Here is a 12,728-nt window from a genome sequence, read left to right as displayed (position 1 = left end):
ACGGCCGCCGGCCGCCGGGGTGCCCGGTGATCTGGGGGCGGTAGCGTACGGGATGGTCGACCTGCCGGCCGCGCAGAGTCGCGAACCGTTGCTGTTCGATGCGGACCGTACCGGTCACCTGTTCATCATCGGATTGAGTCGGAGCGGGGCGACCGGCTGCGCCCGCGGACTCAACGACACACCGAAGATCGCCGCGCCCGGCGGTTTCGCGCTGGTCCCCGCCGGCTTCTCCGCCACCACAGTCAGCGTGCTGGTCATACTCGCGATGGCCGGCGGATCGCTGGCCGGCATCCGGGTCGCCCGCACCCTCGGCGAGTAAGTCCTCAAGATGTCCCACGTCGAGGGCCTCACCGCGAACCTGACCACCGCCGGTCTGGTCGGCTCCGGCGCGCTGCTCGCCCTGCCCATGTCCACCACCCAGGTCTCCACCGGCGCCATCGTAGGCGCCGCCGCCGGCGGCCAACTCGGCCGCCTCTCCGGCCGCACCCTGCGCGACTTCGCCATCGGATGGCTGGTCACCCCGGTATTCGGCGCGCTCGTCGCGGCGATCGCGTACACGATCCTCCGGTAGTGCGGACGCCGCCGGCCCCGGCTCGCCCCGGCCGGGCCTACGCCGTTTCACGGGCCGGGGGAGGCCGCTGGTGCGCGCATCCAACGCCGACCGCGACCGAGGGCCGCGCCGAAGCCGATCGGGATCAGGTATCGAGGCGTGTTGGTGGCGGGCGGACATGGTGATCGATGTATCTGTTGTCCGCGCGTCTTGGTTCTGTCGAGGCGTTGAAATGCTGTCTCGGGCTGGTTGGGATGAATGTATGACGATCGCCGCCTGGCCTGTAGCTCGACGGAGTCAGATCGTGCACGCGTTCAAGCCGGGGGAGCGGTCGAAGTCCGAGTCCCGGTACCGGACGTTGCGCAAACATTCCTGGGCGACCAGCGGTGTGCAGATCACGTCCCGGCAGGGCTCTCGCCTCGCCGGCCAGTTCACCGTGTTCAGCTCGCTCAACATGGAAGCCGCCCGTCTGGCCCGTCACGGCAACGAGACCGCCGCCGTCCGGGTCGCCGCCGCGGCCACGGAACTGGAGTCCCGCCCGGAATTCGGCCATCTGGGCACGATCCTCGCGGAGCTGCCGACCGCGGTCGCGCAGGCGGTGATCGACGGGGTGATCCCCGAAGACCCGCCCGTGCAGCTCCTCGACGCGCTCAAGGTCGTCGCGCGTCTCACAGAGCAGATCCGTGCACGTGAGCTCGCCGGCACCGAACCGGTCGTCTTCCTCGCCGGCCGGGTCAAAGAGGTGCATCACGGCTACGTGATCATCGTTCCGATGAACGGCCCGGAAACGCTGCTCCCGCGCTGGATGGCTGCCGGTGCCGCGAACCGGGCGCACGTCGGGTCTCTGCTGGCGCTGGTCACGGACAAGCTCAGCGAAGCCAGTGCGGTCATCGACGTCATCCCGGCACTGGACGTCGGGGACGAGGGCGAGCCCGTACCGTTCATCCCGTTCGGCCGCGGCGACACACGTGCGCTTGCCATTACCGCGGGCGATCAGTGGCTGCTTGCGGGGGATCCGGAGCTGTTGCGTGTGCTCGTCCCGGTGACCATCGAGTCATGACGCAGCCCGAGTGGCGCATCCGCCCCGGCCGCGACAGCGACCGCCCCCTCCTGGCAGGCTTCCGCTGCGCCGATCATGCGGTCAGCCACAGCCGATTCGGGCATCGGCGGTGAACTGCTTACGGACCAGGTCGTCGTGCACCGGTGGCCCGGCACGGCGGGTCAGGCCGCGTCTCTTGGAGAACACCGACCAGATCTTGTTCCGCGCGCAGAGCCTGGCCACCCGGTTGATCCCGGCGGTGATCCCATATGCGGGCAGTTCGTCGGCGATGAACCGGAGCCCGAACGCCGGGTCATCACGGTGGATGTCGAGGGCGGCGTTGATCAGATACGCGTCGTCGACGTCACGCGCGGCCACCGGATTGGCCTTCCACGCGTAGTAGGCCTGCTTGCTGAACCCCAGCACCCGGCAGGGCACCGCGACGGGGAGCCCGTCCGCGGCCAGGTCCGCGACCAGCGGGTAGGTCATTTTGGGGAGATCTCCTTGGCGAAATACGCCGCCGCCCGGCGCAGGATCTCGTTCTCCTGCTCCAGCAGTTTGTTACGTTTACGCAGCTCACGAAGCTCCGCCGACTCACTCGTGGTGACACCGGGCCGGAGCCCGTCGTCGACTTCAGCGATCTTCAGCCACCGCTGCAGACACGATGCGGAGATCCCGAAGTCCTTCGCGACCTGAGCAATCGTCGCGTCGCCCTTACGGGCGACAGCGACCACGTCACGACGGAACTCCGGCGGGAACGCTTTCGGCATGGGATACATCCTCCCAGCGAGGACCGAGATCCTCACAGGTCAGGAGTCAACCGAACCGGGGGCAGTCCCCGTCGACCACATCCTGTTCCAGCTCGCCGTAGACCAGGGAGTACGACTGCGCTACGCCGGCGACACAGACGACACCGGTACCCACATCGCCCGGCTCGTCGCCGAGACCTACGGCGCCGAAATCATCGCGATGGACACCGAAACGAAACGTCGCGCACTCTCGCAGCCTCCGCTCCTACCGTCCGTACTGGGCGGCAACGCCCCGACCTACCAGGAACACGACGTCGTACTCCAACAGATCCTCGGCCAGGAAACCCTGCCGAAGCTCGACGCGGAGAAGGAAGCGCTCTGAGACGACCACGCCTGGCTACACAGCGACACCCGCACGAAGCGAGGTCTCGTCCCGCCCGCAGAGCACGACGAGACCTCGCCGGGTCAGCGCCTCCTCAGGCGCCAATTCGTCCTGCCTCCATCGCGGCCTGGTCGTAGACAGAGCCTCCGAGACACCGGCGAGCATGTGATCCTCTCGCACATACAATGCCCGCGCCGTACCCAGCACCGCGGGTCTCGTCCGATCGACGCCATGCCGGCACCGGTACCACGCCTGCCCGTGCGCCCAATGCGCCTCCGTCTTCCGGCCGCAGAACACACAGACAAGTAAGCCCGTCAGCCGGTACGCACGCCGTGGAGAACCATCAGCCGGTACCACGCGCGCGCTGATCTTCTGTGCGGCGACGAAGTCCGCCTCTGACACCAGCGCCTGGTGTGCCGGCTGGACGGAGATCACCCAGTCGTCACGCTGGTTCCGGTCCCGCGATGGTGCGCCGTTGTCGGGTCCGGCGATGTCGCGGCCTTGCGTGAGGAGGTCGTGGACGGTCCGGTGGCGTTCGCGGGTGCGGGCGTCGACGGGCTGGTCGGGCCGGACCGGGCCGCCATGCCAGCACGCTTGGTGGGCGATCGCGGTCTTCTCGACTGCGTTGGCGAGGTTCGCCCGGAGATGCCATCGATCGCTGACCTGAACCGGAGCCGGGGCACCTGCCCGGCCCGACATCCCTGCGGCGAGATCGCGGCGGATCGCCGCGATCAACTCGATCTTCGACATCCGCGGCATCGGCTCACCTCAGTCACCGGGTGAGCCGATGCTCCCACCACCCGGCGTGGTGCCGGAACTCGCGGACATCGCATCCATCCGATCGAGCGTCCACCACCCGTGGTGTCAGAACTGGCCACGTCAGAGGCCATCACGAGTTCGGGCCTCCCAGACCGGCTGCTGGGGCTCATCGTTGTGCACGACGATGTCGGCATGCTCGGTCGGACGGACCTCAGCGTAGTAAAACTGCTGGGAGGGGATGTAACGCTCACGCCAGCGTCGTTCGACATCGGCCCGAGATGACATCTGACGCTCTCGGATCACAGCACGATCCACAGTCTTCTCGAGCTCGATCGACACGAAGACCCGCAGGTCCCAGCGGTCAATCAGCTCCGGACGCATGAGAAAGACGCCGTCGAAGACCAGCACAGCGTCGGCCGGGGCAACCGTGACACATGGGGAGGACACAGTGTCCGTGGTGTGGTCGTAGACCGCGTGCTGGAAACGTCGATCTCCGTCAGGGCCGAGCGGATCGAGCAGAACCCGGTTCAACGCATCGTAATCGTGGGTGTCGAAGTAGCAGCCCTCGGCCGAGTACTCGCCCCGCGGATAACGTTGTGCCCGAGGAAAGAGGAAGTCATCGATCGTCGCGCGGATGACGTCACGGCCCTGCATTCGCAGCACGACGGCCAGTTCGTCGGCCAGCGTGGTCTTACCGGCGGCGGGCGGCCCATCGACGGCAACCCGCGCCGGGTGTGCGACGGAGACCGACCCGACCGCCCCCGTCAGGCAGCAGAGCAACTCATCGCGGGTGCCGTGGCCCATCTCCTACCCCGTTCTGCCGTCACGAAGATCGCCCTGTCACACCGAAATGGCTGTAGTCGGGGCGACCACGAGACACGAGCCTGCCATCCGGCAGCAAGAAGAACCGCCCCGAAGTCGTGGTGTCGTAACTCGCGAGCACAGAATCTGACGACGATCTTGCGGTGCCGAACCTGACGTTCAACCGGTGTCCGGAGTCGCGGACACAACCATCCCGTCGTGCTGGACCAGGGCCGAAGGTCCTCAACTGCTCGGTGCCCAGCCGGCTCTGTTCCGCGGACCGCGCCCAGCACATCGTATTCAGACCGGTATGGGCAGAGGCTCGGCGCAGTGCACGCGCTGCACGGCCGGTCGGGGGTCGGCACCGCGCCGCTGTGCCGCATCGATCACCCGAACGGTGCTCCGCCATGACTGGGCGCTGTCGACGTCGGGCGATGAGCAGGTCGCACCGCTCACCGAGCGGCCTGACGTCCGCGGCGCCGGTGTCCACCGCCTTGGCCAGGTAACCGGAGGGAACGTGCGGCAGGACCGCGTAGTCCCGGAAGCGGCCGCCGCGGTCATTCGAGGATCGGCACCGTCCACAGGCGGACGGTTGGCTGGGCTCCGCTGACCGTAGCGAGGGTGGAGCCGTTCGGCGCGAATATCAGCAGGTGCTCGCTGCCGCCGGTGCCGTCCTCCGGGAGTGTGCCCAGGACCGTTCCGGTGCGGACGTCCATGAAGGTGGTCTGCTCGTCGCGGGAGCTGACCGCGAGGATCCGCCCGTCCGGGCTGAACGCCATCGCCATGGCCTCCTTCAGCGGGGCGGGCATCGTACGGATGGCGGTGTCGGCCACCGGATCCCACAGCGTGATGACGTCGTTGTCGGTGCCGACGGTGGCCAGCACCGTACCGTCGGGGCTGAACGTCGGCGCCGCCTGCTGTCCCGGGAGAGTGGCGAGCAGCGAGTGCGTCCCGCTGTGCCAGAGGCGCACCTGGCCGACGAGTCGCGGCCCGGAGGTGTTCCGGTCGAAGCCCTCGGTGGCGAGGATGGAACCGAGCGGATGGAACCTGACCTGGGTGGTCGTGTAGCCGTCCGCGGCGGGCAGCACGGCGACCTGCGCGCCGGTCCGCGGGTTCCACAGCACAGCCTCACCGGCGGGAACCGCGGCCGCGATCAGGTCCAGGTCCGGATGGAACGCCAGGTCCGCGAAGCTTCGCGGGCGCTGCACGGTGATCGTGCGGAAGGGTGCGCGGCTGGCGACGTCCCACACCACAATGCTCTCGGCCGGGCCGGCGAGGACGGCGGCCACCATCCGTCCGTCGCCGCTGAACGCCACCTCGGCCGGAAGACCGGACGAGTCGTGCTCGAGCGCCGCCGTCGAGGTCAGGGTGGCGATGTTCCACAGCCGGACGTTGTCGCTGCCCGACGTCACCAGTGTCGAACCGTCACGGTTGTACGCGATGCCGTCGACCTCGTCTCCATGGCCGGTGAGGACCCCGGCCGCGCGCAGGCGCCACGGCGCGCCCGCTGGCCCGGCAGGCGCGGTGCTGGGCGGCGGCTGCGCGTCCTCGCCGCCGGAATAGGAGCGATCGGCAATCCATGCCGCGAGCGCCAGCAGCACCGCGATAACGATGACGGCCACGATCGCCGACAGGGACACGACCTCGATCCAGCTCCGTGTGGGCCGGACAGCATCGGCCGGCAGCGGCGCCACCACCGGGCTCACGGGGGCCGGCGGTTCGCCGTGCGGGACACTGCGGGGCGGGGAGTCGCCGGGCGGTGGCTCTTGCGGGGGCGGGTCCGCGGGTGGCGGTGTGGCGGCGGGCCGGCCCGTCGTCACAGGCGGCGCGTCGACCAGAACGCTGCCTTCGGCCACCGCCAGTTCCGGACGTTCGCGCACCGTCGGCGCGATCCGCAGCGCCCGGTGCAGCAGCGTGGCGACGGCCGGGATCCGCGACGAACCCCCGACCAGGTACACGCCGGCCAGGTCACCCGCGTCCAGACCGGCGCTGGCCACCACCTGCCGGGTGATCGCGACCGTGCGCCGCAGCACCGGTAAGACGACCGCTTCGAGCTGGGCCCGCCCGATCAAGACGTCCTCGTCCACTAGTGGCACGTGGATGGTTGTCCAGGCCGTCCGTGACAGCATCTCCTTGCCGGTGCGGACGTGGCTCCACAGCTGACGGGCGGCGCGCTGGTCGGCGTCGCTCTCCGGTCGCAGCAGCCGGCCCCACTGCCGTGCGGCGGCGCCGGTGAACCTTGTGCCGAGGTAGTCGACCAGCGCCGCGTCCACGCCGAGCCCGCCGACGTCGAGGCCGTCCCGGGCCAGAACCTCGAAGCCGGACGCGGTACGGCCGACCACCGTCACGTCGCAGGTGCTCGCGCCGAAGTCATAGACCAGTAGGCGCTGTCCGGCCGGCATCGCGTCGCCGTCACCGGCGGCCGCGACGAAGTGCATGGCCGGCGGCCACCGGCTCGGCGACCAGGCGGGCCTCGGTGAGGCCGGGAGCCGCACCGGCCGCGGTGAGCAGCGTCGCCAACCGGTGCGGCCCCCACCCCGCAGGGTGCGTCAGTGTCACCGCGAGCGGGCGTGGGCCCACGACCCGCCTGGCCTCGTCGAGGACCCGGGCCAGGACCGTGCCGACGAGATCGGCCACCGGAACCTCCGCCGGACCGAGCAGCACCGTGTCATCGTCGATGCACCGCTTCGGATACGGTTCGAAGCTGCCCGGGAGCGCATGCCCCACGTGCAGCGCGTCCCGGCCGCAGACCAGCGTCCCGGCCGAGTCCCGGCACACCGCGGAGGGCAGGAGCTCGAAGCCGTCGAACAGGACCGGCCGCCGTGTCCCGTCCGGATACCGCAGCACCGCGGCGGTGTGGGACGACCCGAAGTCGACACCGAGCCTTAAGACCTCCACGGCGACCGATGGTACTGCCGCCCGCACAATCACCTCAGAAGGACTGCACCCCGCCCTCGACCGGCAAGGTGAACCCGTCGAGCTGCTCGCCGACGTACGGCACCATGTCGTTGCGCGCAGGCTCGCCATGCGCCCGCCCATCGATGCCGAGCCGGGGCCTGCTGCGCGGCGGCCCGGTCGGCGCAGGTGCCGTGCTGGGTCTCCTCCGGGAGCCGGGCCAGACCGACTCGCCGTGCCGGCTAGCTAGCGCGGACGCGCAGTGGGTCAAGGTCTCTTCGCACGGTGCACAGCTCAACAATGTGTTCTTTGGCTCGATAGTCGCCGGTGTCGGCATCGGCGCAGGCGTGCAGCGCGTCGGTATCGCCGCGCTCAACCAACAGCTTGACCGGCAGCTCGTTCAGCCGGGAGGTGGCCGGCGGCTGCACGCCCCGGGAGTTTCGTTAAAGAAGCTTTAAGGAACACTTGCTCAGCGTCGTGAACTGCTGCCCCATCACCGCTCGTATGTCTCGACACAAGCAGTACCGAGACGAAGAGGAGCCGTGCATGTATCGACGCGTAGTCAGCAGCCGGACGCGCAAGCTGGTGATTGGAACGCCGGAGCCGGTTCCGGTAACATCAGCGCTTTGGTGCCGGCGCTGGGTTTCAGTCCGGGTGATCCGAACGCGACCGCCGACCGTGTTGGTCCTACCGGGGTAAAGGTTCCCGGTCGTTGTCCGCCCACTCAAGCCCAGGTGAACGCGCAGGTAGCGCTCAAGAATGCGAGCTTGCCGAGTGGGACGGACCTCGAAAGCCGCATCCAACGTTTTGAAAAGACCTTGTCGGCGATTCAGGACTTGAAGTGTCCTGCGTCTTCTACGACTTTGCTGGGCCGGTTGAACTCGTTGACCGGGGCCGGTTGAACTCGTTGACCGCGCTGCGTGGAGACGCGAACCGCGATAACATCCTGCGTGGTCTGGGTTTGAACGAAACGCCAGCGGATAGAGCCGCGGGGAATGCGGCGCCGTAAAACGCGCCAGTGAGATAAGCGGCTCGCGGAGCGGCGCCGCGGACAACGGGAACCCGATCCTTTGCGGATTCTGATCCACCGCACGGAACCGCCTCGCCGGAGGCCCTCGCACCACGGGGGTCTCCGGCGCGTCCGTGTGTGGGCCATGCGCGCGGTGGTCTTCGGCTACTTCGGCGCACTGACCGACCCCGGCGCTGAGGAGCATCGCGAGCCCTTCGCGCACCGCACCGGCGAGTTGCTCGACGGCTGCCGGCCACGATTCTGGGAGGCGCTGGCCGGGAGCTTCGGCGAGCGCACCATCGGGGTCTGCGGCGGGACGAAGAGCACAGGCCGCCATCTGCCCATGCGAAGTTGCGGTTGAGTGATCTCGTCGCCTTACGATCCAATCTCCATTTGTACGTCCTGGCTACCGCAAACATATCCAGCGATGGTCAAAGAGGCGCATTACGGGCGACGCTGAAGCGGTTGCAAGGGTAGGCATCGGCGCGTTCGTTGATGCTCGCGCGGGCGGCGAGGTGGCCTGCCGCGGGGGCGAGCGGGCCGCTGACGTACCACCAGGGCGTGCTGATCGACGCGCTGGTGCAGCTCAACAAGCTGAACGGCAGTGCGGACGCGCTCTCCACCGCCCGCCGCCGGCCGGCGCGGTCACGGTGTCCGGCCCGCTCACCCAGAACGGCATCCTTCGCGAGCCAGGCGAGCAGGACAACTGCACCGGCGACCAGCCGTTGTGGAAGGGCGCGTTCGCCCGCGGGCACGGTGTGCTGGATCGTGACCTCACGGGCCGCACCGTCCCGGCGGCCCGTGAGTCACACCCATACGGGTTGACCAGGCGATTGCAGATCGTTTACAGGTTTCCGGAGAGATCGGCCCGGCTGAATGACACGAGGGATCCACACCCGCCACAGAGCAGGAGGACCGTTCGTGCGTATCAACACTCTGACCAGGATGGCGACGTCGACCGCGGCGTTGTGTCTGGCGGTGGCCGGCTCGTTCGCCGCGGCCGGCGCCGCTTCCGCGTCAGCCCCGGTCGCCTATCAGCAGATCCGTAACGCCGTCCACAACCAGTGCGTCGACGCCCCGGGCGGTGCCCTCAACGTCCGCGTCAAGCTCTCGGACTGTTCCTCCGGCGAGCCGACCCGCCACTGGGCGCTGGTGCCTACCGGGGCCGCGAGCACGTACTTCATCGTGAACCAGGGGAGCGGCTACTGCCTGGAGGTCAACAACGGAACCGCTACCCCCGGGGAGGCGGTCGACCAGTTCACCTGCAACGGCTCGTCGTCCGAGAAATGGATCCGCGAGGGCCTGCGCCTGAGGCACTCCGGCACCAACCAGTGCCTGGATACCGCCGGCGGCAGGGACAGCGCACTCATCCAGTACACCTGTGGCGCGGAGGCCCCGGCCGGCATCCAGTCGTGGATCATCGAGTAACACCACCGTCGACCGGCCCGGCGTTCACCCGCCGGGCCGGCCGGGATGCGCCCAGCCGGCGCATGCGTGTGCGGGCCAGCCGGGCGGCCGGTGGCGCGCCGAGGCGCAGGAAAGATCTCCAGTGTCCGTCGCAGGCTGGGCTCGGTGCCGTCGTCGTAAGGGCAGCCCAGGTCCAGCGGGGACGGCGCGGCCTCCTCGGCGTGGAGGGTCAGCGCCAGCGCGTACGGCCCGGTGAAGTCGCCGGTAACCGTTGCGGCAGAGCCGGTCCGGTGCAGCCACAACGCCAGCACGCCGCGCGACCACGGATCGCATCGCTCGGCGAAGCCGGTCAGCGCGGTGGCCTCCCGGCGGGCGGCATCGAGGTCGCCGTGCAGCAGCGGACCATCCCGGCGAATCACGTTGCCCACCGTCGCGAGGTCTTCGCCGGGATGTACGACGTGGCCGTCCGCCACATCCTCGACTCGCTGGAATCGGCGCCGGACCACCTTCCGACTCCGTGCATCGGGTACGGATGCCGCAGCGGGACAACGGACACGTGATGCTCCTCGGCGACGCCGCCTGGTGCTTGAACCTCTACTCCGGCATGGGCGCCACGGCCGGTCCGCACGGTGGTGCGGAACTGGGCCACGCGCTACAGAACCACCCGGACGACGTGCTCGCGGCGATGGCCACCCGGGAGACGCGGCTGCGGCCGTTCATCACCCGGCGGCAGCGCATCACCCGCCTGAAGCAGCAACTGTTCGTACCGTCCGGGCCGGCAGCCGAGGGCCTCCGCTCAGCACTGACGACCACGGGCGCATCCGTACCGTCGAGGTGGTATCGGACGGCGCGCTCTGGTTGATCACCTCGAACACCGGCCGCGCCACCTGGGGCGGCACCGACGCGCGCCCGGGTGCGGGTGCAGATCCGGCCGGCCGGCTCAGACCGCGACGACGTTTCCGCACCACCCGGCCGTACCCTCCGATCGATCGCAGAGGTTCTCGGGCGTGCCCGAGTTCGCCTGGCTGGATCGGGACGGCGCGTTCCCCGGAACCCCGGCACCGGACGCGCATCCGCGGGGCGTCCGGACCCGGGGACGCCCGATCCGTCACGGCGGAGTACGGAGCCGCCGCCGGCCAGCACCCGATCGGACCTGGCGCGAGTGACCGTGCAGCATCAGGCGGCCTCGTCCGTATCCTGGATCGCGTGCTTCCGGATGCGGCGACCGATGTGGACACCGCCCTCACGCGGGCGGCCGCCGGTGCTGCCCGGCCCGTCGGCCGATGGTGGCCGGAGGCGGCGCTCACGGCCAGCGCGTTCGCGTTCTGCCTGCTCGGGGGTGTGCTGCGAACCGACGGCGGCGTGTCCGCGCCGCCCGCCGCGGCGTACCTCGTCGCCGTGGTCTGCTGTGTCGTGCTGCCGGCGCGGCATCGGGCGCCGTCGGCCGCGCTGGCGATGACGACGGTGGGCGCGATGCTGGCACAGCCGCTGGGCCTGCTGCTGAGCCCTTTGACGGCGGTCCCGGCCGCGATGGCCGCCTACGCGCTCGCGGGAGCCGCAGGTCCGCTCCCGGGCACCGCGCGCACCGAGTGGCGCGTGGCCGGTGCGGTGTCGCTGAGCGCGTCCGGGTTGCTGGCCGCCTCGGTCGTGACTCCCGATGACCTGTCGTGGCAGGACGCGAGCAGGGTGGTGGTGGTCGCGGCGGTCCCGCTGGTGGCCGGGATCCTGGGGCACTCGGTGCGGACGCGGCGCGCTTACCTGCAAGCGTGGGCGGACCGGGCCCGGCAGGCCGAGCAGAGCCGGGACAGCGAGGCGCGGCAGCGGGTGGCCGAGGAACGGCTGCGCATCGCCCGGGAGCTGCACGACCTGGTGGCCCACCAGATCACGCTGGCGAACGCGCAGGCCACCGTCGCCGCGCACCTGCTCGACACCCGGCCGGAACAGGCCCGTAAGAGCCTCGGGGAACTCGTCGAGACCACCCGCCACGCGCTCGACGAAATGCGGGCCACCGTCGGTCTGCTGCGTCAGTCGGGGGACGCGGACACACCCGCCGAGCCGGCGCCGGGCCTGTCCGGGCTTCCCGCGCTCGTCGAGTCCTTCCACCGCGCGGCGCTGGAAGTGTCGGTGCAGGTGGAGGGCGCGGCCCGGCCGCTGCCGCCGGTGCTGGACCTGGCCGCCTACCGCATCGTCCAGGAGTCGCTGACCAACGTGGCCAAGCACGCCGGTACCGGCAGCGCCTGGGTGCGCCTGTCGTGGGAGCCCGGCCACCTGACCGTCGCCGTCGCCGACGACGGGGCGGGCACCCGCGCGGTGCCGGGCATACCGCCCGGCCACGGCCTGATCGGGATGCGGGAACGTGCCGTGGCGGTCGGCGGGCAGCTCACCGCGGGCCGGCGTCCCGGGGGCGGCTTCCTGGTCAGCGCCCGGCTGCCGCTGCCCGCTGCCAGGACGGAGGACCGGTCGTGACGCTCCGGGTGGTACTCGCCGACGACCAGGCGCTGCTGCGTGACGCATTCCGGATGCTGTTGGACAGCGCCGAGGACATCTCGGTGGTCGGCGAGGCCGCCGACGGCCGGGAGGCGGTGCGGCTCACCCGGGAGCTGCGCCCGGACGTGGTGATCATGGACATCCGGATGCCCGGGACGGACGGCCTGACCGCCACCGCGGAGATCTGCGCGGACCCGGACCTGCGCGCCACCCGCATCCTGATCCTCACCACGTACGAGACCGACGCGCACGTCGCCCAGGCGCTGCGCGCGGGAGCCGGCGGGTTCGTCGGCAAGGGCATCGCCGCCGAGGACCTGCTGGACGCGGTCCGCACGATCGCCGGCGGCGACACCCTGCTGTCCCCCGCCGCGACCCGCTCCCTCGTCGCCCGGTTCCTCGCCACCCCGGACGAGGCGCCGTCGCCGCACCTCGCGCGGCTCGCCACGCTCACCGAGCGCGAACGCGAGATGGTCGCCCTGGTCGCCACCGGGCTGACCAACCAGGAGATCGCCGACCGCATGTTCCTCAGCCCGTTCACCGTCCGCTCCCACGTGCAGCGCGCGATGACGAAGCTGGACGCCCGCGACCGCGCCCAGCTCGTCGTCATCGCCTACCGGACCGGGCTGGCCCGCACCGGCCCGTCCTGATCG

General features: G+C 70.2%; 16 protein-coding genes and 1 pseudogene. 9 read left to right on the top strand and 8 right to left on the bottom strand.

Annotated features, from left to right (window positions below; all coding sequences use genetic code 11):
• From OP04_RS50890 to OP04_RS45355, 3 genes are all read left to right on the top strand, one after another.
• Nucleotides 1–319 (top strand): hypothetical protein (locus tag OP04_RS50890; protein WP_232323991.1); only part of this gene is annotated, 319 nt, incomplete at its 5' end.
• Nucleotides 320–328: 9 nt separating this feature from the next.
• Complete coding sequence (locus OP04_RS50885; protein WP_051800055.1) at nt 329–571, top strand: inorganic phosphate transporter; 243 nt, start codon at nt 329–331, stop codon at nt 569–571.
• Between the two features lie 157 nt (nt 572–728).
• Nucleotides 729–1,610: a hypothetical protein gene (locus OP04_RS45355; RefSeq protein ID WP_157241227.1), complete on the top strand. Its 882-nt coding sequence runs from the start codon at nt 729–731 to the stop codon at nt 1,608–1,610.
• 79 nt (nt 1,611–1,689) lie between these two features.
• Here the strand turns inward: OP04_RS45355 and OP04_RS54225 are convergent.
• Nucleotides 1,690–2,359 (bottom strand): annotated as a pseudogene (locus tag OP04_RS54225) (transposase); the annotation flags it as partial.
• Here OP04_RS54225 and OP04_RS45340 point away from each other — a divergent pair.
• Nucleotides 2,358–2,720, top strand: coding sequence for a DUF2399 domain-containing protein (locus tag OP04_RS45340; RefSeq protein ID WP_033346243.1), 363 nt, complete (start codon nt 2,358–2,360; stop codon nt 2,718–2,720). The pseudogene OP04_RS54225 and the gene OP04_RS45340 overlap by 2 nt on opposite strands.
• A gap of 15 nt (nt 2,721–2,735) precedes the next feature.
• On the opposite strand, the gene OP04_RS45335 is transcribed toward OP04_RS45340, so the two are convergent.
• From OP04_RS45335 to OP04_RS56250, 6 genes are all read right to left on the bottom strand, one after another.
• Complete coding sequence (locus tag OP04_RS45335; protein ID WP_033346242.1) at nt 2,736–3,470, bottom strand: hypothetical protein; 735 nt, start codon at nt 3,468–3,470, stop codon at nt 2,736–2,738.
• 129 nt (nt 3,471–3,599) lie between these two features.
• Nucleotides 3,600–4,283 carry a cytidylate kinase family protein gene (locus OP04_RS45330; RefSeq protein ID WP_033346241.1) on the bottom strand — a complete coding sequence of 228 codons (684 nt, stop codon included), beginning with the start codon at nt 4,281–4,283 and terminating at the stop codon, nt 3,600–3,602.
• A gap of 554 nt (nt 4,284–4,837) precedes the next feature.
• Complete coding sequence (locus tag OP04_RS50880) at nt 4,838–6,718, bottom strand: Hsp70 family protein (RefSeq protein ID WP_051800054.1); 1,881 nt, start codon at nt 6,716–6,718, stop codon at nt 4,838–4,840.
• On the bottom strand, nt 6,693–7,178 hold the full coding sequence (locus OP04_RS50875) for an Hsp70 family protein (protein WP_051800053.1): 486 nt from the start codon (nt 7,176–7,178) through the stop codon (nt 6,693–6,695). The genes OP04_RS50880 and OP04_RS50875 overlap by 26 nt, the downstream gene beginning before the upstream one ends.
• A 34-nt stretch (nt 7,179–7,212) precedes the next feature.
• On the bottom strand, nt 7,213–7,446 hold the full coding sequence (locus OP04_RS56650; RefSeq protein WP_269746749.1) for a hypothetical protein: 234 nt from the start codon (nt 7,444–7,446) through the stop codon (nt 7,213–7,215).
• A complete protein-coding gene (locus OP04_RS56250; RefSeq protein ID WP_033346239.1) occupies nt 7,418–7,603 on the bottom strand; it encodes a hypothetical protein in 186 nt (61 codons plus the stop codon). The genes OP04_RS56650 and OP04_RS56250 overlap by 29 nt, the downstream gene beginning before the upstream one ends.
• Before the next feature lie 726 nt (nt 7,604–8,329).
• Between OP04_RS56250 and OP04_RS45310 the strand changes: the two genes are divergently transcribed.
• Nucleotides 8,330–8,545: a hypothetical protein gene (locus tag OP04_RS45310; RefSeq protein WP_157241223.1), complete on the top strand. Its 216-nt coding sequence runs from the start codon at nt 8,330–8,332 to the stop codon at nt 8,543–8,545.
• A gap of 70 nt (nt 8,546–8,615) precedes the next feature.
• Here OP04_RS45310 and OP04_RS54215 read toward each other — a convergent pair whose 3' ends face one another.
• Nucleotides 8,616–8,939 carry a hypothetical protein gene (locus tag OP04_RS54215; RefSeq protein ID WP_157241221.1) on the bottom strand — a complete coding sequence of 108 codons (324 nt, stop codon included), beginning with the start codon at nt 8,937–8,939 and terminating at the stop codon, nt 8,616–8,618.
• Nucleotides 8,940–9,105: 166 nt separating this feature from the next.
• Between OP04_RS54215 and OP04_RS45305 the strand changes: the two genes are divergently transcribed.
• The 4 genes from OP04_RS45305 to OP04_RS45290 all read left to right on the top strand — a co-directional run bounded on the left by OP04_RS45305 (nt 9,106) and on the right by OP04_RS45290 (nt 12,725).
• Nucleotides 9,106–9,612 (top strand): RICIN domain-containing protein, encoded by a 507-nt coding sequence (locus tag OP04_RS45305; RefSeq protein ID WP_198154254.1) that lies wholly within the window; start codon nt 9,106–9,108, stop codon nt 9,610–9,612.
• 496 nt (nt 9,613–10,108) lie between these two features.
• Nucleotides 10,109–10,453 carry an FAD-dependent oxidoreductase gene (locus tag OP04_RS48880; RefSeq protein WP_157241219.1) on the top strand — a complete coding sequence of 115 codons (345 nt, stop codon included), beginning with the start codon at nt 10,109–10,111 and terminating at the stop codon, nt 10,451–10,453.
• A 344-nt stretch (nt 10,454–10,797) separates the two neighbouring features.
• Nucleotides 10,798–12,057 (top strand): sensor histidine kinase, encoded by a 1,260-nt coding sequence (locus OP04_RS45295; RefSeq protein ID WP_051800050.1) that lies wholly within the window; start codon nt 10,798–10,800, stop codon nt 12,055–12,057.
• A complete protein-coding gene (locus tag OP04_RS45290; RefSeq protein WP_033346236.1) occupies nt 12,054–12,725 on the top strand; it encodes a response regulator transcription factor in 672 nt (223 codons plus the stop codon). Before OP04_RS45295 ends, OP04_RS45290 begins: the two co-directional genes overlap by 4 nt.
• Nucleotides 12,726–12,728: the final 3 nt, after the last annotated feature.

Source organism: Catenuloplanes japonicus, assembly GCF_000717135.1.
Classification (GTDB): domain Bacteria; phylum Actinomycetota; class Actinomycetes; order Mycobacteriales; family Micromonosporaceae; genus Catenuloplanes; species Catenuloplanes japonicus.
The sequence above is the reverse complement of the archived record's forward strand: the minus strand, read 5'-3'. Positions and strand labels throughout refer to the sequence as shown.

Coding starts and splice junctions, on each gene's coding strand:
- OP04_RS50885 (WP_051800055.1), top strand. CDS start 329: ATGTCCCACGTCGAGGGCCTCACCGCGAACCTGACCACCGCCGGTCTG.
- OP04_RS45310 (WP_157241223.1), top strand. CDS start 8,330: ATGCGCGCGGTGGTCTTCGGCTACTTCGGCGCACTGACCGACCCCGGC.
- OP04_RS45340 (WP_033346243.1), top strand. CDS start 2,358: ATGGGATACATCCTCCCAGCGAGGACCGAGATCCTCACAGGTCAGGAG.
- OP04_RS50880 (WP_051800054.1), bottom strand. CDS start 6,718: ATGCACTTCGTCGCGGCCGCCGGTGACGGCGACGCGATGCCGGCCGGA.
- OP04_RS45330 (WP_033346241.1), bottom strand. CDS start 4,283: ATGGGCCACGGCACCCGCGATGAGTTGCTCTGCTGCCTGACGGGGGCG.
- OP04_RS45355 (WP_157241227.1), top strand. CDS start 729: ATGGTGATCGATGTATCTGTTGTCCGCGCGTCTTGGTTCTGTCGAGGC.
- OP04_RS45335 (WP_033346242.1), bottom strand. CDS start 3,470: ATGTCGAAGATCGAGTTGATCGCGGCGATCCGCCGCGATCTCGCCGCA.